The organism is Exiguobacterium sp. s189 (genome assembly GCF_018617615.1).
GTDB lineage: Bacteria > Bacillota > Bacilli > Exiguobacteriales > Exiguobacteriaceae > Exiguobacterium > Exiguobacterium aestuarii_A.
Genome location: NZ_JACSKM010000004.1, coordinates 128,795 through 146,907 on the forward strand (window position 1 = coordinate 128,795; position 18,113 = coordinate 146,907).

The 18,113-nt window shown below is 48.1% G+C and carries 18 protein-coding genes; 8 read left to right on the top strand and 10 right to left on the bottom strand.

Annotated features, from left to right (window positions below):
• Positions 1-13 precede the first annotated feature (13 nt).
• A complete protein-coding gene (locus KNO99_RS07070; RefSeq protein WP_214746837.1) occupies positions 14-310 on the top strand; it encodes a DUF3817 domain-containing protein in 297 nt (98 codons plus the stop codon).
• Between the two features lie 21 nt (positions 311-331).
• Here the strand turns inward: KNO99_RS07070 and KNO99_RS07075 are convergent, their stop codons facing one another.
• Positions 332-1,585 carry an MFS transporter gene (locus tag KNO99_RS07075; protein ID WP_214746840.1) on the bottom strand — a complete coding sequence of 418 codons (1,254 nt, stop codon included), beginning with the start codon at positions 1,583-1,585 and terminating at the stop codon, positions 332-334.
• A gap of 110 nt (positions 1,586-1,695) precedes the next feature.
• On the opposite strand from KNO99_RS07075, the gene KNO99_RS07080 reads away from it, so the two are divergent.
• Positions 1,696-2,886 carry a helix-turn-helix domain-containing protein gene (locus KNO99_RS07080; protein WP_214746843.1) on the top strand — a complete coding sequence of 397 codons (1,191 nt, stop codon included), beginning with the start codon at positions 1,696-1,698 and terminating at the stop codon, positions 2,884-2,886.
• 4 nt (positions 2,887-2,890) lie between these two features.
• On the opposite strand, the gene KNO99_RS07085 is transcribed toward KNO99_RS07080, so the two are convergent.
• Both KNO99_RS07085 and KNO99_RS07090 read right to left on the bottom strand, forming a co-directional pair.
• Entirely contained in the window at positions 2,891-3,898 is a 1,008-nt protein-coding gene (locus KNO99_RS07085) for a S66 family peptidase (RefSeq protein WP_214746845.1), read from the bottom strand.
• A 63-nt stretch (positions 3,899-3,961) separates the two neighbouring features.
• Positions 3,962-4,288 carry a winged helix-turn-helix transcriptional regulator gene (locus KNO99_RS07090; protein WP_214790236.1) on the bottom strand — a complete coding sequence of 109 codons (327 nt, stop codon included), beginning with the start codon at positions 4,286-4,288 and terminating at the stop codon, positions 3,962-3,964.
• A 106-nt stretch (positions 4,289-4,394) separates the two neighbouring features.
• On the opposite strand from KNO99_RS07090, the gene KNO99_RS07095 reads away from it, so the two are divergent.
• Positions 4,395-5,198 (top strand): VOC family protein, encoded by an 804-nt coding sequence (locus KNO99_RS07095; protein ID WP_214746852.1) that lies wholly within the window; start codon positions 4,395-4,397, stop codon positions 5,196-5,198.
• A gap of 13 nt (positions 5,199-5,211) precedes the next feature.
• Here the strand turns inward: KNO99_RS07095 and KNO99_RS07100 are convergent, their stop codons facing one another.
• Both KNO99_RS07100 and KNO99_RS07105 read right to left on the bottom strand, forming a co-directional pair.
• A complete protein-coding gene (locus KNO99_RS07100) occupies positions 5,212-6,204 on the bottom strand; it encodes a 5'-3' exonuclease (protein ID WP_074034157.1) in 993 nt (330 codons plus the stop codon).
• Positions 6,205-6,403: 199 nt separating this feature from the next.
• Complete coding sequence (locus KNO99_RS07105) at positions 6,404-7,726, bottom strand: hemolysin family protein (RefSeq protein WP_214746854.1); 1,323 nt, start codon at positions 7,724-7,726, stop codon at positions 6,404-6,406.
• Positions 7,727-7,915: 189 nt separating this feature from the next.
• Between KNO99_RS07105 and KNO99_RS07110 the strand changes: the two genes are divergently transcribed.
• Complete coding sequence (locus KNO99_RS07110; protein ID WP_214746856.1) at positions 7,916-8,713, top strand: glucose 1-dehydrogenase; 798 nt, start codon at positions 7,916-7,918, stop codon at positions 8,711-8,713.
• 33 nt (positions 8,714-8,746) lie between these two features.
• Here KNO99_RS07110 and KNO99_RS07115 read toward each other — a convergent pair whose 3' ends face one another.
• Positions 8,747-10,702, bottom strand: a complete 1,956-nt coding sequence (locus KNO99_RS07115; protein WP_214746859.1) for an ATP-binding protein — start codon at positions 10,700-10,702, stop codon at positions 8,747-8,749.
• Positions 10,703-10,891: 189 nt separating this feature from the next.
• Between KNO99_RS07115 and KNO99_RS07120 the strand changes: the two genes are divergently transcribed.
• Entirely contained in the window at positions 10,892-11,212 is a 321-nt protein-coding gene (locus KNO99_RS07120) for a PadR family transcriptional regulator (RefSeq protein WP_214746862.1), read from the top strand.
• Positions 11,209-12,240, top strand: coding sequence for a DUF4097 family beta strand repeat-containing protein (locus KNO99_RS07125; protein ID WP_214746866.1), 1,032 nt, complete (start codon positions 11,209-11,211; stop codon positions 12,238-12,240). The genes KNO99_RS07120 and KNO99_RS07125 overlap by 4 nt, the downstream gene beginning before the upstream one ends.
• A 36-nt stretch (positions 12,241-12,276) precedes the next feature.
• On the opposite strand, the gene KNO99_RS07130 is transcribed toward KNO99_RS07125, so the two are convergent.
• From KNO99_RS07130 to KNO99_RS07145, 4 genes are all read right to left on the bottom strand, one after another.
• Positions 12,277-12,969 (bottom strand): LutC/YkgG family protein, encoded by a 693-nt coding sequence (locus KNO99_RS07130; protein WP_214746869.1) that lies wholly within the window; start codon positions 12,967-12,969, stop codon positions 12,277-12,279.
• Positions 12,969-14,369, bottom strand: coding sequence for a LutB/LldF family L-lactate oxidation iron-sulfur protein (locus tag KNO99_RS07135; RefSeq protein ID WP_305794027.1), 1,401 nt, complete (start codon positions 14,367-14,369; stop codon positions 12,969-12,971). The genes KNO99_RS07130 and KNO99_RS07135 overlap by 1 nt, the downstream gene beginning before the upstream one ends.
• 2 nt (positions 14,370-14,371) lie before the next feature.
• On the bottom strand, positions 14,372-15,109 hold the full coding sequence (locus KNO99_RS07140) for a (Fe-S)-binding protein (protein WP_214746875.1): 738 nt from the start codon (positions 15,107-15,109) through the stop codon (positions 14,372-14,374).
• Between the two features lie 228 nt (positions 15,110-15,337).
• On the bottom strand, positions 15,338-16,621 hold the full coding sequence (locus tag KNO99_RS07145; RefSeq protein ID WP_214747100.1) for an NCS2 family permease: 1,284 nt from the start codon (positions 16,619-16,621) through the stop codon (positions 15,338-15,340).
• Positions 16,622-16,866: 245 nt separating this feature from the next.
• On the opposite strand from KNO99_RS07145, the gene KNO99_RS07150 reads away from it, so the two are divergent.
• Both KNO99_RS07150 and KNO99_RS07155 read left to right on the top strand, forming a co-directional pair.
• Entirely contained in the window at positions 16,867-17,100 is a 234-nt protein-coding gene (locus tag KNO99_RS07150) for a hypothetical protein (protein ID WP_015880447.1), read from the top strand.
• A gap of 10 nt (positions 17,101-17,110) precedes the next feature.
• The gene (locus KNO99_RS07155) at positions 17,111-18,070 is read left to right on the top strand and encodes a LacI family DNA-binding transcriptional regulator (protein WP_214746878.1); all 960 of its coding nucleotides are present in this window, start codon (positions 17,111-17,113) and stop codon (positions 18,068-18,070) included.
• The last annotated feature ends 43 nt before the right edge of the window (positions 18,071-18,113 follow it).

The window sequence follows — 18,113 nt, forward strand, 5'->3', positions numbered from 1 at the left end:
AAGGAGAACGCATATGACTACGACTCATTTTAAATGGCTTGGCTACACAGAAGGTGTGTCCTTCTTGTTGTTACTGTTTATCGCGATGCCATTGAAATATATGGCGGGTATTCCACTCGCGGTCAGTATCGTCGGCGCTGCACATGGTTTCTTGTTTGTGGCTTATGTGCTCGCAGCCGTCTACATGGCGTGGCGCTTCCGTTGGGGCTTCAAAGTTCTGACGCTTGCCGTCATGGCATCGGTCATCCCATTCGGACCATTTTTATTAGAAAAACGGGTACTCCCGTCAACAGAGAAGACATCGAACTGATTCGTTCGATGTCTTTTTTTGTTAGGATACTCGCTCAATGGACTGAGCTGCTGTACGTTCGGCTTGGATGTCATGGCGAATCCGATATGTGAGTGTGAAGGTACATAGGAGTAGGCCAATCATACATGCAGTGTATAGATGTGCGACTGGTACAAGATCGCTCAATACCCCGAATAGAATAAAACCAATTGGTGTGATGCCCATCGCAAGTGACTCGAGTACCCCGATTACGCGACCTAAATAATTCGGATCCGTATTCGTTTGTAAAAGTAATTGAATCGGAACGTTGACACGTACGATAAAGAAACCACTCAATAAGGCGAACATTGCGAAAAAGAAAATCGAAGTGAGGACGTTGAAGTTCAAATATAATGGAATGGCAGGGCCGACAAATAGAACACTGAGTATGGTCAGTGCAGATCGCATGGTCGACAGGCGATGTTTGATTTTGAATAGTGGCAAGGCGTGAAGTAAAGAAGCGATTAAGAATCCAATGGCAACCATGCTTTCAAGTAGTCCAAACTGAAACGGAGACACGCCGACCTCTTGTAAAGCGGCTATCGGGAACAACACTTCTGTCGCGACGAAAAAGAAGTTCAAGAAGGCAGCTAGAACGGCGACTGTCCATAAAACTCGTTGCTGCTTCAAATAAGAGAGACCAGACCGTACATCTTCCCAGGTGGATTGTTCGGTTGGAGCAATCTCTTTCTGATGAAATGTGAGTCGAGAAGCAAGCAAGGCGGCAATCATGAAGAATAGGGCTGAGCTGAATAAAAAAGCTGAAATCGGTATGAGTTTAAACAGTGCTCCGGCAAGAAGCGGAGTGCCGATACTTGAGATGGAGATGATGCTCTGAATGAGAGAGTTGGCACGTTGAAGCTCTTCCTCTTCGAATAGAAGGGGGATCGAACTCGATAGCGTGACCGATAAGAAGGTGGAAACGATAGATAAGAAGAATGTGATGACATAAAAGGCAGGTGCTTCGAACGTCCAAAGCAAACTTGCGATCCCTGCGAGTAAAAATAATCCTCCATTCAGAGACTCCATCTTGATGATGACTCGTTTTCGGTCAAGTTTGTCCGCATAAGCGCCGGCAAATGGCGACAAAAGAACGCGTGGCAATGTGCCTGCCAGTAAGACGAATGCGAATTGCAATCCAGATCCAGTCGTCGTCAACACCGTTAATCCTGCTACGAACGTAAATAAGTTGGATGCGAACAGTGACATGAATTTACCGAGTAATAAAATCGATAAATTGGAAGAAAAGAATTTCATAGTGAACACTCCTTTGCAAATTAGTTAAATGTGATTTAACATTATCATAAAGGCAATCGAGTGAAATGTAAACATAAAGTTCAATATAATTTAACTTATGGAGGTGGCATATGATTGGTGAACGAATTAAAACGTTACGAAAACAGAAGAAAATGACCCAAACGCAGTTGGCGGAAGGGATCGTCACGAAATCGATGCTCAGTATGATTGAAAATGGGAAAGCGGAGGCATCGATGCGTAGCTTACGAGAACTCGCAAGTCGGTTAGATGTCTCGATGCAGCAGTTATTGACTGACCCGAAAGAAACTGAACTACAGACGATGGTCGAGCAGTTAGAATATGAAGAAATGACACTCGTTTCGCGGCCAGATCAAGAAATACGACAGATGCTTTCCCCATACTTAAAAGAAGAAATGAACTCCGTGTGGCAAGGTAAAGCATACATGTTGTATGGAGATACGTACTTTCAAGAAGGAGAAAATGAGAAGGTATTGAACTACTACGATCGTGCCATTGAAATTTTTGAGAAGCTAGGTGAATCTGATGAATTGGCAATGGGACGAATCAGCCAGGCTTATTATTTATTGATGTGGAACCGATTTGAAGAATCGCTTGAACGGATTGACGCGATCGAACTTCTTGATGCGAAATACATGAAAACGAAAACGAGAACTGAGTATGTCATGTTGATTGTATTTAAAAACCTTCTTTGTGACGAGGATTTGGAAGATTCGATTCGACAGCTTGAAGACGTGCTCGAGTATATGAAACGGACAAGAATCTACTACCGTGCGGACGACGTGTATCGCACCATTTCGATTTGTGCGCTCTATTTGAACGATGAAAAGCAAGTTCATGAGTCTTTACAAAAGGCGAAGCAATACATTCAATTCACGGAAGACCGCTTGGCAGAAATCAAAGTGGCACTTTCTGAAGCGCTCTATGCGATGGAATATCGACATATTGATCTGTTAGGGGAAAACGTCAAGTTGATGGAATCACTCACGACAGAGATCGAGCCGTTCATTGCGGCGATTTCGATGGCGAAAGGTGTGTACTACGCTTTTCGAGGGGAATCGGAAAAAGGAAGAGAGTGTTTATTGGCACTATGGGAAAACAGAGACGAGTGGAAAGCACATAGTTTAGTCGATATCGCAATTTACTACGAAGGTTTATTAAGGGGAACACTGAACGGATGCGGAGACGACTGGGTATCGGTCATCGAAGAACAAGTAGCGAAATTCCCGCAAGGACTGTTTCGCAAACGTTTAGAATTATTACTACAACAAATCAAGGGCTGACGAATCAGCCCTTGAACGTTTGAATCAATGTCCCTTGACCATGCTCGACTTGGACGGAAGCGTGTGCTCCATTGACGAGCGTCATTTGCGGCGGAACGTGTCCGAAATCGATATCGAAAAAGATAGGAACCTCCAACATGTGGTGAAGCTCCTCATACACCATCTCGGTCGTATAGTCTTGATGCACAGATGGGGCATCACTTCGTCCGAACAGAATACCAGACGTCTGATTGAACCAACCGGCCCACTTCATTTGAAGAAGGGTCCTTTTTAATGCCGGAACGTTCATCTCGACGTTCTCAAAATACCAAAGAATCGGTTCATCATTCAGGTGCTCGTGTTGGAACGTCTTAACGTCTCCATACGGTGTCCCGATTGTATGTAAGAGCACGTCAAGACATCCACCGAGCAATCGACCTGTTGCGTGTTGACCACCGATTGCTTTCCATTCAGTCGCTTCCGTCAAATGAAACAGATGTGGCGTCGGATTGTCAAACTGCCATTCTTTTTGGAACTTCTCGGATGAGCTTTGGATGACCGTCTCGTCGACCCGCGTTGACAATACATCTAGCCAGCGTGAACTCGTTTCGTCCCAAATATCGGCACGCAAATCGACCAGGTTCGGACCATGGGCCGAGGCGATTCCGGTTTTTAATGTATAGACGAAGAGTAACAAACTCGTATCTGAATAACCGAGCATCCATTTCGCGGGTAAGGATTCCCAATCGATTTGATCAAGGATCTCCATTAAGAGCTCCCCACCCCAGGGCGGGATGATCAAGTCGACATTGTCATCTTGAAATAGGGATGTCAGTTCATGTGCACGCACCTGAGCCGGAGCAGATTTTCCAAATCGTTGTTTCCACGCATTCGGAGTGAATTGCAATGTAAACCCGCGATCGGAAAACTTCTGTTCCGCTTGATGCAATAGATGATGCAGTTCTGTTGGTATACCTGACGAAGGGGCGGTGACACCAAATTGATGACCGGTTAACTGTGGATAACGAATCATGACGACCTCCTGTGGATAAGTGATAGATGGAATCGGTTAAAACGGTTATCCACATGTGGACAACTAGTTGGAGCGCATCCGTTCCGCGTGACGCATTCCCCATTCGTTCATCGCTTCGAGAATCGGGATCAGTGTTTTCCCATACTCGCTTAAGCGATAATCGACACGGGGAGGGACTTCTGGATAGACGGTCCGGATGACGATATCTTGTTCTTCTAAATCACGGAGTTGTGCGGTCAGTATCTTTTGACTGATTTTTGGTAACGCTCGTTTCAACTCACTGAAGCGTAACGTATCTCCATTGATCAGGACGAGGAGGATGGAGTGCTTCCATTTTCCTGTAATCAGTTCGAGTGCCGTATCGACTTCGCAGCTTGTTATCTTGGTCACATCGCTCTTCCTTTCCATTAGTATCGTTGAAGTAACTATACCACCTTTTTGTGCCTACTTCTGCAATGTGAGCCGAGCGGGTATAGTGAAGGTGAGGTGATTGTATATGAAAATCGAAAATATTGAACTAGGACCGGTGACACTACGCGTCCGTGACATCGAACAGGTGAAACAATTTTATGTAGACGTCATTGGGATGAGTGTCCTAGAAGAAATCGAAGAGTTGGTCACGCTCGGAACGAAAGAGCGTCCGCTCGTCATCTTGCACCATGTTCCGCAGGCGAAGACGAATCCGCGGGTGGCAGGGTTGTTTCATTTAGCGATTCTATTACCGAATCGTGTAGCGTTAGGAAGCATCTTGGCGCATCTTATCGAACAACGCATCGAAGTCGGACAAGGCGACCATTTAGTGAGCGAGGCGTTCTACTTGAGTGACCCAGAAGGGAACGGGATCGAGCTATATGCCGATCGTCCGAAAGAACAATGGAGCTATGAAGCGAACGGGCATGTGAAAATGGCGACTGAACCGGTCGACTATGAATCGATGCTTCAAGCTGCAGTGAATCGATCATTCACTGGGTTACCGGTCGGCACGACGATGGGACATGTGCATTTTAAAGTCCGGTCGATTGAAGCAGCAAAACGCTTCTACCATGATCGACTCGGGTTTTCCATTACGACGGATTCTTATCCGGGGGCATTGTTCTTAGCGGCAGACGGGTATCATCATCACATCGGCACGAACGTGTGGGCACGTCCGAGTGAAGCTCTAGGAGTCGAAGCCGGACTCGAAGCGTGGACACTTCTTGTCAACGAAGAGACAAACCAGGCATTAGGCGGAACATCGTCTGAATGGACGTTGACGGATGAAGACGGAATTACTGTGCATATAAAAAGAACGGGCGCATGAGCGACCGTTCTTTTTAACGTGCGGATGTTTTCTTCTGACCTGCGTTGAAGGAGAGACGAAGTCCGCGTTTTTGATACGCTTGCTCGACTCGCTTCGGGTTGAGGCTGAGCTCGAGATGAGCCAACTTCAAATGGTCAAGTGCCGGCACCGTGACATCAAGACGAACTAGCTCCATGTTGCGCTCTGCTTTTTTGCGTGTTCGTCTCAAGTTACGGGGCACCTCCTCTGACGTCAGTGCCGCGATCGTTTCATTTACTTGTTGTCGTTTATCACCTTTGATACTCAAGGCAGAATACAGCTTATCGAGCGAACCGAATCGTTTGATCAGTTGGACCGATTGGTTTTCGTCAAGCCCCGCAACTGGGGGGATTCCGTCTGAACGGTCTCCCGTCAACGCTTTAACGGCTGACAGCTGTTTCGGTTTCAACCCTTCGTATAACGCCGCAATCTCTTCTGGTCGAATTTCTAAATGACGTTTGAGCGGTAACGGACGGTTATCACGAATGTCACAACGAGCCTGCATTTGCTGAAGCTCCTGTGTTTGCAACCAAACGGTGATTCGTGGACTGACAAGCTGTAACAAGTCTTTGTCTTTTGTCATGATGACCACAGGTGCACTGCAACTGAATTTACGTGCGATGTGGGCGATTAAATCTTCCCCTTCATAGCCTTCTACTTGGAATTGTGGAATTCCACTATCCTCAAGAAGTTGGCGCATGAGTTCCATCTGCGCTTTCAATTCAGGCGGTGTTTGACGTCTGCGGCGTTTATAGCCCGGGTAGAGTTCTCGACGCCATAATGTTTCACGTGAGACGTCCCAGACGACGACAAAGTGAGTCGGACGATGTCTACGTAGAATCGTCCGGATGAGGCCGGTCATTCCGATGACGGCACTCCGATCGTTTTTGGATACCTCGCGTCCTTTTTTTGTTCGGCTCGCGGCGGCACCATAGTAAGCACTGGCCAGCATGGAGTTACCGTCAATCAAAAATAGTTTGCGTTCCATGCGTAACCTTCTTTCTATTTCTTTCTGTTTAAACCGAACATCTCGCCATGTTTCGGTGATGTTGTGTCATTGAGTGCGTGACACTCAAATAAGCAACATATGTGCAGTATATCACGGCAAGAGGCGAAAATATAGCGACAGTTCGGTTCACACATGAAAAACCCTTCTCCAAATCAAGGAGAAGGGTTTGACAGAAACCTTATTCTGAGAGAGGCTCTTCCTCTTCATGTGAAGCTAAAATCAGGTCGACGAAGACGATTCGATGGTTATCGACTTCACTGACAATCAATTCATGGTCGCCAGGTAAGAGAAAGCGTTCGCCCGTCCGAGCGTTCGCTTTTTGCGATAAGACAAATCCGCCGACTGTATCGACATCATCTTCGATTTCGATCCCGAACCGTTCTTCGAGTTCTTGTGTTAACACAAGTCCAGAGAGACGGTAATGTTTCGGCGCAATTTCTGTAATTTCTGCTTGTTCATCTCGGTCGAACTCGTCGCGAATCTCACCAACGATTTCTTCTAGGATGTCTTCAATCGTTAAGAGGCCGGCAGTACCCCCGTACTCATCGATGACTAAACACATCATCGTCTGCGCGTTTTGCATCTTCACCATCGCTTCTTGAAGCGGCGTGAACTCGGTGACGAGTGGCAATTGATGAATGAACGACTCGAACGGTGCGTCATTTTTCGAAAGTTGAGCAGTGAAGAGTTGTTTTGCATTCACGAATCCGAGCACGTCGTCACGGTCGCCATCTCGTGTGACCGGATAACGCGTATACTGGTGCTCTTCGACAACTGAAATGATCTCTTCAATCGTATCTTCTTCATCGATTGTGACCATGTTCATACGTGGAACCATGGCATCCTTGGCGATTCGTTCGTCAAACGAGAAGATGTTTTGTACATATGCCAACTCGTTTTCGTTGATTTCACCACTGCGGAAACTTTCCGTCATGATGATTTTCAGCTCTTCTTCTGAGTGTGCCGTCTCCTGAGCCGTTGTCTGCACCCCGAATAAGCGGAGGGTGAGACGTGCCATGCTGTTCAAGGCACGAATGAACGGGTAGAAGATTTTCGTGAACACATAGAGTGGGCGTGCGACAAGGAGCGTCAACTTTTCGGCTTCATGGACCGCAAGTGTTTTCGGCACAAGTTCTCCAATGACGACGTGCAGGAACGCGATGAGTAAGAATGCGATCAGGAACGACAAGAATGTCACGAGAGATGGCGATAAGTTTAGCTGGTCGACCCATGTGTGGATATATGTTTCGATTTGGTCGGCACCAATCCACCCGAGTCCGAGTGCAGAAAGTGTAATCCCGAACTGAGAGGCAGAAAGGGAGTCGTCGATATTCTCGATGACTTTTTTTGCGCTGACCGCTTTCTTGTTTCCTTCAAGCACGAGCTGGTCGAGTCGAGCGCCACGCACTTTCACAATTGAAAATTCGGCTGCCACGAAAAAGGCAGTCAAAAAGATTAAGAGCGCAACGATGAGTAAGCTGAGTAACATGGGACTGTCCAACAATTCCCCCAAAAATCGGGGAGTCACCTCCATTGAGTATAAGATCAAACGTCTTTCAGGCAGTTCCTGAAAACGAATAGTTTGTTTCAGTATAGTTGATTTGTTTCAAATATTCAAAATGCAGCCAATCATGTTTGATGAAGAGGGGAATGTGGGAACTAAAAACGAGAAGACGAAGGAGGAATTCACATGGCAAACTATCCAGAGTTAAAAGGAAAAGTCGCGGTCATCACGGGAAGCTCGAAAGGTCTAGGTCGAGCAATCGGGGAACGCTATGCGAAAGAAGGGATGAACGTCGTCCTGAACTATCGTAGTAGTGAAAAAGAGATGGAAGAAGTCATCCGTGGCATCGAGGCAGGTGGTGGGAAAGCCGTCGCCGTAAAAGGGGACGTCTCGGAAGAAGGACTCGCGGAGAAGATGATCGAGAAAGCCATTGCTGAGTTCGGGAAGATGGATATTTTCGTGAATAACGCGGGCGTTCAAGTCGAGGCGAAAACACATGAGATGGAATTCGACAATTGGAAGAAGATTATCGACGTCAACTTGAACGGAACGTTCCTTGGTGTCCGTGCTGCCTTGAAGTACTTCGTTGAGAACAAAATTGAAGGCAATATCATCAACATGTCTTCTGTTCACGAAGTCATTCCACGTCCTGGTTACACACATTACGCAGCAAGTAAGGGCGGCGTAAAAATGTTTACGAAATCAGTTGCTCTCGAATATGCACCGAACCATATTCGTATCAATGCGATTGCCCCTGGTGCGATCGATACGCCAATCAACGAAGAGACGATGAGCGACCCGGAAGAGAAGAAAGGGTTAGAAGCTCTCATCCCATCTCACGTCATCGGGAAACCGGAACAAATTGCCGCCGTCGCCGCATGGCTCGCGTCGGATGAATCGTCATATGTCACAGGAACAACGATCTTTGCGGATGGTGGACTATCACTTTATCCATCATTCGGTCCAGAGAATAAAGTACAGTAAACAAGAGGGTGCGCTATCGCACCCTCTTGTTGTTTAGCTACTCATTTGATTCGACAGATCCACTTTCGGAAGGCTGACGGTAAAAATAGAGCCTTTGCCGATGTTCGATGTGGCATGAATTGTGCCGCCATGACCTTCTGCAATCTCTTTACAAATCGCGAGGCCAAGGCCGGTTCCTCCGATTTTGCGGCTAGCGGAATTGTCGACACGATAAAACTTGTCAAACAACTTCGATAGTGCGGTTTGAGGAATCCCGATTCCATGGTCTTCAATCGAAATATCAATCCAATCCGGTCGCTCACATGCAACACGGACATGGATGTCTCCACCATGAGGAGAATACTTCACAGCATTATGAAGTAGATTCGCGAATAGTTGCCCGAGTCGCGTTCGGTCTCCATATACATAAAGATCTTCCTGACAATCAAACGAAATATGATGATGTTGACTTGCTCCTTGATGCACCGCGATAGCCTGTTTCAGGATGTCCGATAGGCGCTCCGTCTCATTGTGGTACGTCTGTTGTCCTGATTCCATCCGTTGAACATCGAGCAAGTTGGAAATCAAATCTTCGAGACGCAATGTCTCTTGATGAATCATCCCCAAATATTTCTCCGAACGTTCGGCTGAAAGTTTTCGGAAACGGAGAAGCTCGGTGAATCCGATGATACTCGTGAGCGGGGTACGAAGCTCGTGAGAGACGGTCGAAACGAGTTCGGTTTTCAAACGGTCGACCTCAGTCTCATGCGTCACATCACGGAAGACGAGCATCGTGCCGTGGCGTGTTCCTCTCAAGTAAATCTTCTCCGCATACATTTGAATGAAGCGCTCTTCCTGGTTCATCGAGAACGTGACGCTCTCTTCTTTACACTGTCCGTCAAACGACCGCTCCATGAACGCGAAAAAGTCATCCTTTTGGTCGACCTGCAGTCCAAGTTCTTCAAGGCTGGCGTCTAAACGATATAAGTCGACTTCGTTTCGCTTTGTGATCGGTTGGTTAAACAAGACAAAGAGTGCTTGGTTGGCCACTTTTTCGCTTGTTGCGTGCTCGACATAGATGACGGCATCGCGGATGGAGTGAAGGAGACGCGCTGTCTTCTCACGCTCTTCCTCAATTCGATGACGTTGTGTCGTAAGTGACGAAGCCATCTGACGGAATGAGGTTGTCAGTTGACCGACTTCATTTTTAGATTGAACGGTGACCGGCGTGACCGGCTGCTTCTCTCCGGCAAGACGCTTGCTGTTTTCAATCAACTCCTGAAGTTGACCCGTTAAGCGTCTGACGTAAGGGCGAGCGACGATGAAGAGAATGAATAGGACTCCGAGTAAGGAGAGGAGCCATAAAGCTTGTGCCCATTTCGTATGTGTCGCAAGTTGAGCACGGAGCGCATCCTCTTCTGCGTTCAGTGAGTTCCGATATTCCGTGAAGACGCTCTCCATATCGACGATGCTCGCGCTCATATCCGCGGCACTTTTCGAGTTGATTTTAAATTTACGGTCTGCCGGCGGCTCTTTTTGAGGGTTTACCTTCCCGAGCGTTGGCATTTTTAAAAAGGGTTCGGTTACACTTCCGTTCCGCTTTCCTTCTACATAACGTTCAAGGCTCGGCATGACGCGTTCTTGATAAGCAACAAACAGCGTTCGGGCATCGCTCGCATACGTTTTTTCTTTATCGGTTACGGCGTTCTGTTCGAACCAAGTCGTCTGTTCGTCAATCAAGACTTGTTTATCTTCTACGCGTTCTAGCATTGCATCGTCTCCGAGGAGTACGTAGCCGCGCATTTCATATTGCATCGACTGCCATGTCTCAAACAATTCGGTCGCATTTGTGCGCCGTTCACTGATGTTTTCGAGCGATGACGTCGTCTGTTCGATTTGGTTTTCCGTATACACATATACGGCAAGCGATGTGAGGAGGATCAGTCCGATGAATAAATAGAAGACGAATAAAAATTGTCTTCCGATCCGCTGGTCAATCCATGACTTCATAAAGACCGTTCCTTCCTAGAATGATGAACATTCCGACTGTGACAAATATCCTACGAGTGTCGTTCTTTTATTGTACAGATTCACCTCCTCAGAAGCTAGATATTGAGAAATCAGGGGAATGAATACTATTGTTTATTGAATAGTAGTGGTTGATGTGCTATTGTTCTATGTATAGTAGGGGGTGGGATCATGAATCCTCAATTCAAGAAGGGCGTACTCAATCTTTGTGTGCTGGCGCTTGTAGCGGAACAAGACCGCTACGGCTATGAACTCGTCCAAGCGATTTCGGCCAAAGTAGCCATTTCAGAAGGTGCCGTCTATCCGTTGTTGCGTCGCTTGACGACAGAGGGCTATTTCACAACGTATTTAATGGAGTCCGGGGAAGGCCCTCCACGGAAGTACTATCAGATCACGGAACAAGGGCTTACACATTTGGCTGAGTTACGAACGGAATGGAATGTATTCACGAACGGCGTCAATGACTTAATCCGAGGGGGAGACGACAGATGAATGAAGAACAGTACTTGTCAGAGCTTGAGCAATTATTGATGAACGTGAAGGTGAAAGATCGCCTCGATATTTTACGAGATGTGTCTGAGTACTTCACGAGTGGTCGTTTAGAAGGAAGAAGTGATGAAGAGATGGCGCGCGAGTTAGGGGAACCGAGCGTACTCGCATCGGAACTACTCGCGTCTGTCGATTTTGAAGTAGCGGAGTCGACACGACCGCCTGCAGTTGTCAAAAGTTCGACCGTCGCTTTTCAAAGCGTCCTCATTCAAGTTCAACATGCGCAGGTGTTCGTGACACCATCACAAGATGGGTATGCGTACGCGACACTTGAAACAGAGACCGACCATGGGGTAGTCATGGATATCGTCGGGGACACGTTAGAAATCCGGATTGAATCCGAACGTCGTTTCGGTCTGTCTGATTTGTTTTCGTGGTTTGGGTCAAAAGCACCGGTCCTTCGGGTCGAGCTACCTCATCACGCCTATCATCAGATTCAATTGAAGAATCGTCACGGTTCGAGTGATGTACAAGAACTTCAAGCGGAACGTTTACTCGTAGAGAGCGAGAATGGGCGAATCATCGCACATCACATTCAAGCACGTCATGGCGAACTTCGCACATCGAACGGGAAAGTGCTCGCATCAGACTGTCATGGTCACGATTGGGAGCTTCATTCCTCAAACGGTCGTGTTGAAGCGAAGCACTCTCAGCTAGAGCGCATCAACATCCATTCCTCGAACGGTCGAATCGATGTTGATCACGTCACAGGAGCCATTGATGCCAAGACGTCGAACGGCCGGATTGACTGCCTCGTTCAATCGATTCAAGCACCGATTCGTTTGAAGACCAACAACGGAAAGATTGACTTGCACGTGGATGAACGTCCGGAAGATGTGACGATTCGGGCGAAGTCACGGAATGGAAAAGTCAATGTATTCGGAGAACGGTCGAAAGAGTGCGTGTTCGGTGAAGGATCCATTGAAGTGAAATTAACAAGCTCAAATGGGAGCGTCACGGTATCAGGATAAACGTAGCCCCTCCATCGATCGATGGAGGGGCTATACTCATAAATCATGTACCAACACATAGGCGACTCGAACAGGACCATGAACACCGACGATGAGGTTCATCTCGATGTCGGCCGAGTTCGACGGACCGGAGATGAAATTGACACCGTTCGGGGAATGGAGACCATCTCGATCGAGTGCGGCAAGCTGTTGTGCCGTTTGCGTCATACGTGGGACAAGGACAGATTTTGGGATGATCGCAATATGGTCTTGCGGTAACAGGCTGATCGTCCGTGATTTTCCAGGCTTCGCATATTGGACGATTGTTGCACTTTCCGCAAACGCTGCATCCGCAATCGTGATGCCGATGTCGGCACGTGCGGCGAGCTCTCGGCTCGTGTCCGGCTTTGTCGAATCCCACCATGCGAACGTCTCACTCGTTGTGGGCGCCCAAGCGGAAATTCGGTCATCGTTTTCCGCGAGGATCCGTGTTCCTTCGTAACGTTCAATCAAGAGACGGAGCGTATCATCGAGATTCGCAGATTCACATTCCACCAAATCGGTATGGATTCGGGTCGCGACCATACGAAACGTCTCGAGTAGCTCTTCTTCGCTCGCATCTTTTAACACGTCGTCTTGTGGGCGATGTTTGTACTCGCGTTTCGGTGGGGTGAGGTCGACCTCACGCCCGAGCTGTTTGGCGATGCGTTGTAAAAAGTCTTCACGGTTTGTGATTGTACCAAGATTCATCAGGCATTCCCCCGTTTCTTAAACCAATCTCGGACGGTTTGTTTATTCGGCTGTGGCAAGTCTTTCGAGTCCGTCCAAGCCGGCAGTCCTTTTTCAATCTGACCAGATGTGGCGAACGGTGATGTCGCAAACGGTGCGACGTGTTCCGCTGCTTCGAATAAGAACGGACTTGATGCTGTGACGGCAAAACCTTTCATCGCAATCCGTTCCACGAAAGGTGATTGTTTCTTTTCCTCTACGATGACGCGGCGATGTTCAATCAACAGCTCGTGTAGCGGAATCTTCACGGGGCATGCCTCTGTACAGGCACCACAAAGACTCGACGCATAAGGAAGTTCTTTATAGTTCTCGTATCCATCTAGGAGTGGGGCTAAGACGGCACCGATTGGACCAGGATAAATTGACCCGTATGCATGCCCGCCGATGTGACGATAGACAGGACAGACGTTGATACAGGCCGCGCAACGGATGCATTGCAGGACCGATTGGAACTGTGTACCGAGAATGCCAGAACGCTTGTTGTCGACGATGACGAGGTGGAATTCTTCAGGACCATCGACTTCACCGACCGCACGCGTCCCGGCGAATGTCGTGATGTATGACGTGAGGCGTTGACCGACCGCGCTTCGACAAAGCATATTGACGAGTACCTCGAACTCTTCATAAGAAGGGACAACCCGTTCCATCCCCATGACAGAAATGACCGTGTCAGGAAGTGACGTCACCATGCGCCCGTTCCCTTCATTGGTCACAAGCCCGACGGCTCCACTCTCCGCAATGGCAAAATTACAGCCGGTGATGCCGACTTCTGCCTTTAAAAAGTCTTTTCGTAGTTCTTTTCGTGCATAGCGCCCGAGTTCAGTCGGATCGTTTGAACCGGCATAGCCGTGAGCGGTGAACGTCTCATGGACAGCGTTGCGGTCTTTGTGCAGGGCAGGGGCGACGATATGAGACGGTGGGTCTTCGTCGAGTTGCAAAATCCATTCCCCAAGGTCGGACTCGACGACGGTACATCCTTCTTCCTGAAGCGCCTCGTTCAACCCAATCTCTTCTGTGACCATCGATTTTGATTTCACGACATGTTTGGCTTGTTTCAAACGAACGACTTCCCGAATGTAACGGTTCGCTTCTTCTGGCGTCTCTGCGAAGAAGACGCTCCCACCTCGTTTTGAGACACTCTCGCTCAATTGATACAAGTAATAGTCGAGATGCTCGAGCACGTGTTGACGAATCTCTTCCGAGTGGTCGCGGAACGCTTCCCAGTCTCCGAGTTCACCCGCAGCATCCAACCGTCCATCCCGCAGTCGGTTTTGAGCCGAACTGACGGCTTGCCGCATGAACGCATCCTCAATCCCGTCCTTCCGACGGTCCTGAAACTTCTCATCTAACCGAATCCCCATGCTCATGTTTGCTTCACTCCTTCGTTCAAGACTTCGGCAATATGCATCACTTTAATCGGATGTCCCTGTTTATGAAGGCGTCCGCCGATGTTCATCAGACACGATGCATCCGCCCCGATCAAAACGTCTGCACCGGACTGTAAAATCGATTCGACTTTCTCATCCACCATCTGCACCGAAACGTCCGGCATCTTGACGGAGAACGTCCCTCCGAACCCGCAACAGTTATGTACGTTCGCGAGGGGGACCATCGTCAAGCCATCGACGTTTCCTAGCAACTTTCCAGGCGCCGCTTCAATTCCGAGAAGGCGGGTCATATGACAAGACGCATGATAGGTCGCTTTGGCGGAGAATTTGGCGCCGACATCAGTGACTTCGAGCACATCGACGATGAACTGTGTCAGCTCAAACGTTTTGGCGGCATGTGCCTCTGCCCGAGGACCCCATACCGGATCACCTTGGAACAAATGTGGATAGTCGCGCATCATCATGACACATGACCCCGATGGTCCGACAATATATTCCGCATCTGCTTGTTCGAACGTTTCAATCATGTGCTTGGCGATCTTTTTCGTTTCCTCATGATAGCCACTGTTATAAGCGGGTTGCCCACAACATGTCTGTTCAAAAGGGAACGTCACCTCACACCCTAAATGTTCGAGCAGTTCGACTGTCGCTTGTCCGACGGATGGAAACAACGTATCTGATAAACAAGTGACGAATAAAGCTACATTCGGCATAGCCATTCCTTCTTTCTTCTCATGATAGCGATTTCAACGTCATTATTTCACAATACGTATCAAAGTGACAGAAAAATGGAGAGAAAAACTGATTTATTTGTAAAATCCTGTCTAATTGATAATGTATCTCACTGAATGAAAATTCATCCGTAGTCTGATATAAGACAGCATTCTGTCACGTATAACAGAAAAAGACCCTCGTCATATGACGAAGATCTTGTGTCTAAATTATAGGAAGAACATTTCCAAGATGAAAAGTGCGCCGAACAAATAGATGAGCGGGTGAACCGTCTCTTTGTTCATCGCTTTGAAGATCGGGTACAAGATGAACCCGAATGCGATCCCACGTTCGATACTTCCTGAAAGCGGCATGATCAAAATGGTCATGAAGGCCGGGAAGTATTCGCTAAAGTCGCTCCAGTCGATATAACGGACGTTCGTCAACATGAGCGCCCCGACGATGATGAGTGCAGGAGCTGTGATCGCCGCCACGCCAGAGATGGCACCGATGAGCGGGCTGAAGAAGAGCGTCAATCCGAACAAACCAGCGACGACGGCCGTTGTGAGACCCGTACGTCCACCTTGTGCGACACCGGCTGCAGACTCGATGTATGCCGTCGAAGGACTCGTCCCGACGAGTGAACCACCCATTGTGGCAAGTGAGTCGGCAAAGAGTGCACGGTGACCATTTTCAATCGTACCGTCTTCTTTTAAGAGACCGGCTTGTTTCCCGACACCGACAAGTGTACCTGTCGTATCGAACAATGTGACGAGGAAGAACGAGAGGACGGCACCGAATAATCCATATTGAATGACATCACTAAATGCTGTTACCGGGTTGACCATGAGTCCTTCTGGAAGTGTCGGCATTGCCGTGACACCGTTGATTTGTAAGATGTCCATGAAGTAAGCCGCGATTCCAGTGAGTACCATCCCAATCAATAACGAACCGGGAACATTTCTCGAGAAGAGAAGTGCCGAGACGATTAAACCGCCGAGTACGAGTAACACTTCTGGTGAGGATACGTCACCGAGGCGCACCAAGTTTGCCTCATCTGCGACAATCAATCCTGATAACTTCAATCCGAGCGAAGCGATGAAGAGACCAATTCCGGTCGTGATCGCATGTTTCAGCGAAGTCGGGATCGCTTGAATCAGTTTCGTCCGAATCGGAGAAAGCGACAAGATTAAAAAGAAGACGGACGAGACGAAGACGACGCCGAGTGCGGCGGATGGTGCGATTTGTTCTTGGGCGACGAGCGTGTAAGCGAAGAAAGCGTTGAGACCCATCCCGGGTGCCACAGCAATCGGCAAGTTCGCATAAAATGCCATTAAGCCTGTTCCGATGAGGATGGCAATGATCGTCGCCGTGAAAGCTTGAGCGAACGGGATCCCAGCGTCAGATAGAATCGCCGGGTTGACGACAGAGATGTACGCCATCGTCACGAACGTTGTGATTCCGGCTGTCACTTCTTGTTTAACATTCGTACCGTGTTGTTTCAATTGAAAAATATTCATCGATAAAACTCCTTATTTCGGTCTATTTCCGAACATTAATTGAGAAAAATGTTTAAATTAACGTTATCAACTTGATGACTATACAAAAATGTTTGATTCCCGTCAATTGTTTTGAGTAAAAAACATGAAAAATGAAAGTTACGAATAAATAATGTTCGGAAATAAACTTTTTTCAAAAAAATCCTTGCTCTGAAACGCGTTTCAGAAGATACGGTATAGACAAAGGGAGGGGAACCGATATGAAACCGACAACGTGGAAGACATGGTGCAGTGGAATCGTATACGAACTCGTCATCAATCAGTTGTATACGCCGTTTGGAAAAATGTTGTGTACCCGTTTCCAGGAAGAGTTTCTTCACTTACCGTTAGAGGAGCGCTTCCGTCTCGTTCAAGCGATTCGTTGTCAAGTCGTCGAAAGAGGTGACAGTCAGCAAGCAGAGTGGGTACACTATATGCAAAGACTGACAAGTTGAGGTGGGGCGAATGGCAAACATTCGAGATATCGCGAAGCACGCTGACGTATCGGTGACGACGGTCTCGCGCGTGTTGAACGAGCATCCGTATGTATCGAAGGAAAAACGGACCCGTGTCCATGCGGCGATGAAAGAGCTCGGGTATTTGCGGAATCAGCAGGCGTTGACGTTGTCGACGGGGAAAACACAACGCGTCGTCGTCATCTTACCTTATATGGATCATCCGTATTACGGTCTCTTCGTCAACGGGCTCGCAAAAGCGGCCCTCGAGCACGATTACCGACTCGTCATGTGGCAGACGGAGTATAAGCTGAGTGAGGAGCGACAAGCACTCAATTTATTGAAGCATCGCGAAGTCGATGGGGCGATCGTCTTGTCGCACGAAATGTCCTTTAAGGAAATGGAGACGTATCGCGCTTACGGACCGATTGCCGTAGCGACCGTCGGCGCACCGGAGACGATCTCATCCATCCATGTCGACCATTATGCATCGTTCGTGTCAGGTATTCATGTGCTACAGGAGCATGGATATGAAGAGATTGGAATCATCTTGTCAAGAAGCCATAGTCCGAGCTCCCTTGCGCGTCAGCAAGCCTATTTCGATGAAGTAGCGCATGCGCGTGAGCAATGGATTTGGACCGGTTATTTGACGAGTGAGGACGGTGTTCGGTTAGCAGAAACGTTCCTCTCTCAAAAAGAGCGTCCTCGAGCGCTCTTTTTCTCGTCTGATTATGTCGCTCTTGGATTTTTGGGGGAGATGCAACGACGGAACATCTCCATTCCTGAGGAAGTCGCCATGCTAGGGTTTGACGGACATCCGATTAGTCGGGCATTCGGACTGTCGACGATGCTCTCTCCGAATGAACAGATTGGTCGTCAACTGTTTGAAACGACACTCGCTGAAATGAACGGAGCCATTCCAGAGATTCACGGGATGACCGTCAGCTATCAAGTGGGAATGACACTTTAGGCAACATCCTCGCTCGACTCTTTTGAAACGTTTAGAATGAAAG

Excerpts from the sequence above, each read along its gene's own strand:
- KNO99_RS07075 (WP_214746840.1), bottom strand. The coding sequence starts at position 1,585 with ATGAAATTCTTTTCTTCCAATTTATCGATTTTATTACTCGGTAAATTC.
- KNO99_RS07120 (WP_214746862.1), top strand. The coding sequence starts at position 10,892 with ATGAATCCTCAATTCAAGAAGGGCGTACTCAATCTTTGTGTGCTGGCG.
- KNO99_RS07135 (WP_305794027.1), bottom strand. The coding sequence starts at position 14,369 with ATGGGGATTCGGTTAGATGAGAAGTTTCAGGACCGTCGGAAGGACGGG.
- KNO99_RS07150 (WP_015880447.1), top strand. The coding sequence starts at position 16,867 with ATGAAACCGACAACGTGGAAGACATGGTGCAGTGGAATCGTATACGAA.
- KNO99_RS07130 (WP_214746869.1), bottom strand. The coding sequence starts at position 12,969 with ATGAATCTTGGTACAATCACAAACCGTGAAGACTTTTTACAACGCATC.
- KNO99_RS07115 (WP_214746859.1), bottom strand. The coding sequence starts at position 10,702 with ATGAAGTCATGGATTGACCAGCGGATCGGAAGACAATTTTTATTCGTC.
- KNO99_RS07080 (WP_214746843.1), top strand. The coding sequence starts at position 1,696 with ATGATTGGTGAACGAATTAAAACGTTACGAAAACAGAAGAAAATGACC.
- KNO99_RS07125 (WP_214746866.1), top strand. The coding sequence starts at position 11,209 with ATGAATGAAGAACAGTACTTGTCAGAGCTTGAGCAATTATTGATGAAC.
- KNO99_RS07095 (WP_214746852.1), top strand. The coding sequence starts at position 4,395 with ATGAAAATCGAAAATATTGAACTAGGACCGGTGACACTACGCGTCCGT.
- KNO99_RS07155 (WP_214746878.1), top strand. The coding sequence starts at position 17,111 with ATGGCAAACATTCGAGATATCGCGAAGCACGCTGACGTATCGGTGACG.
- KNO99_RS07100 (WP_074034157.1), bottom strand. The coding sequence starts at position 6,204 with ATGGAACGCAAACTATTTTTGATTGACGGTAACTCCATGCTGGCCAGT.
- KNO99_RS07140 (WP_214746875.1), bottom strand. The coding sequence starts at position 15,109 with ATGCCGAATGTAGCTTTATTCGTCACTTGTTTATCAGATACGTTGTTT.
- KNO99_RS07070 (WP_214746837.1), top strand. The coding sequence starts at position 14 with ATGACTACGACTCATTTTAAATGGCTTGGCTACACAGAAGGTGTGTCC.
- KNO99_RS07110 (WP_214746856.1), top strand. The coding sequence starts at position 7,916 with ATGGCAAACTATCCAGAGTTAAAAGGAAAAGTCGCGGTCATCACGGGA.
- KNO99_RS07085 (WP_214746845.1), bottom strand. The coding sequence starts at position 3,898 with ATGATTCGTTATCCACAGTTAACCGGTCATCAATTTGGTGTCACCGCC.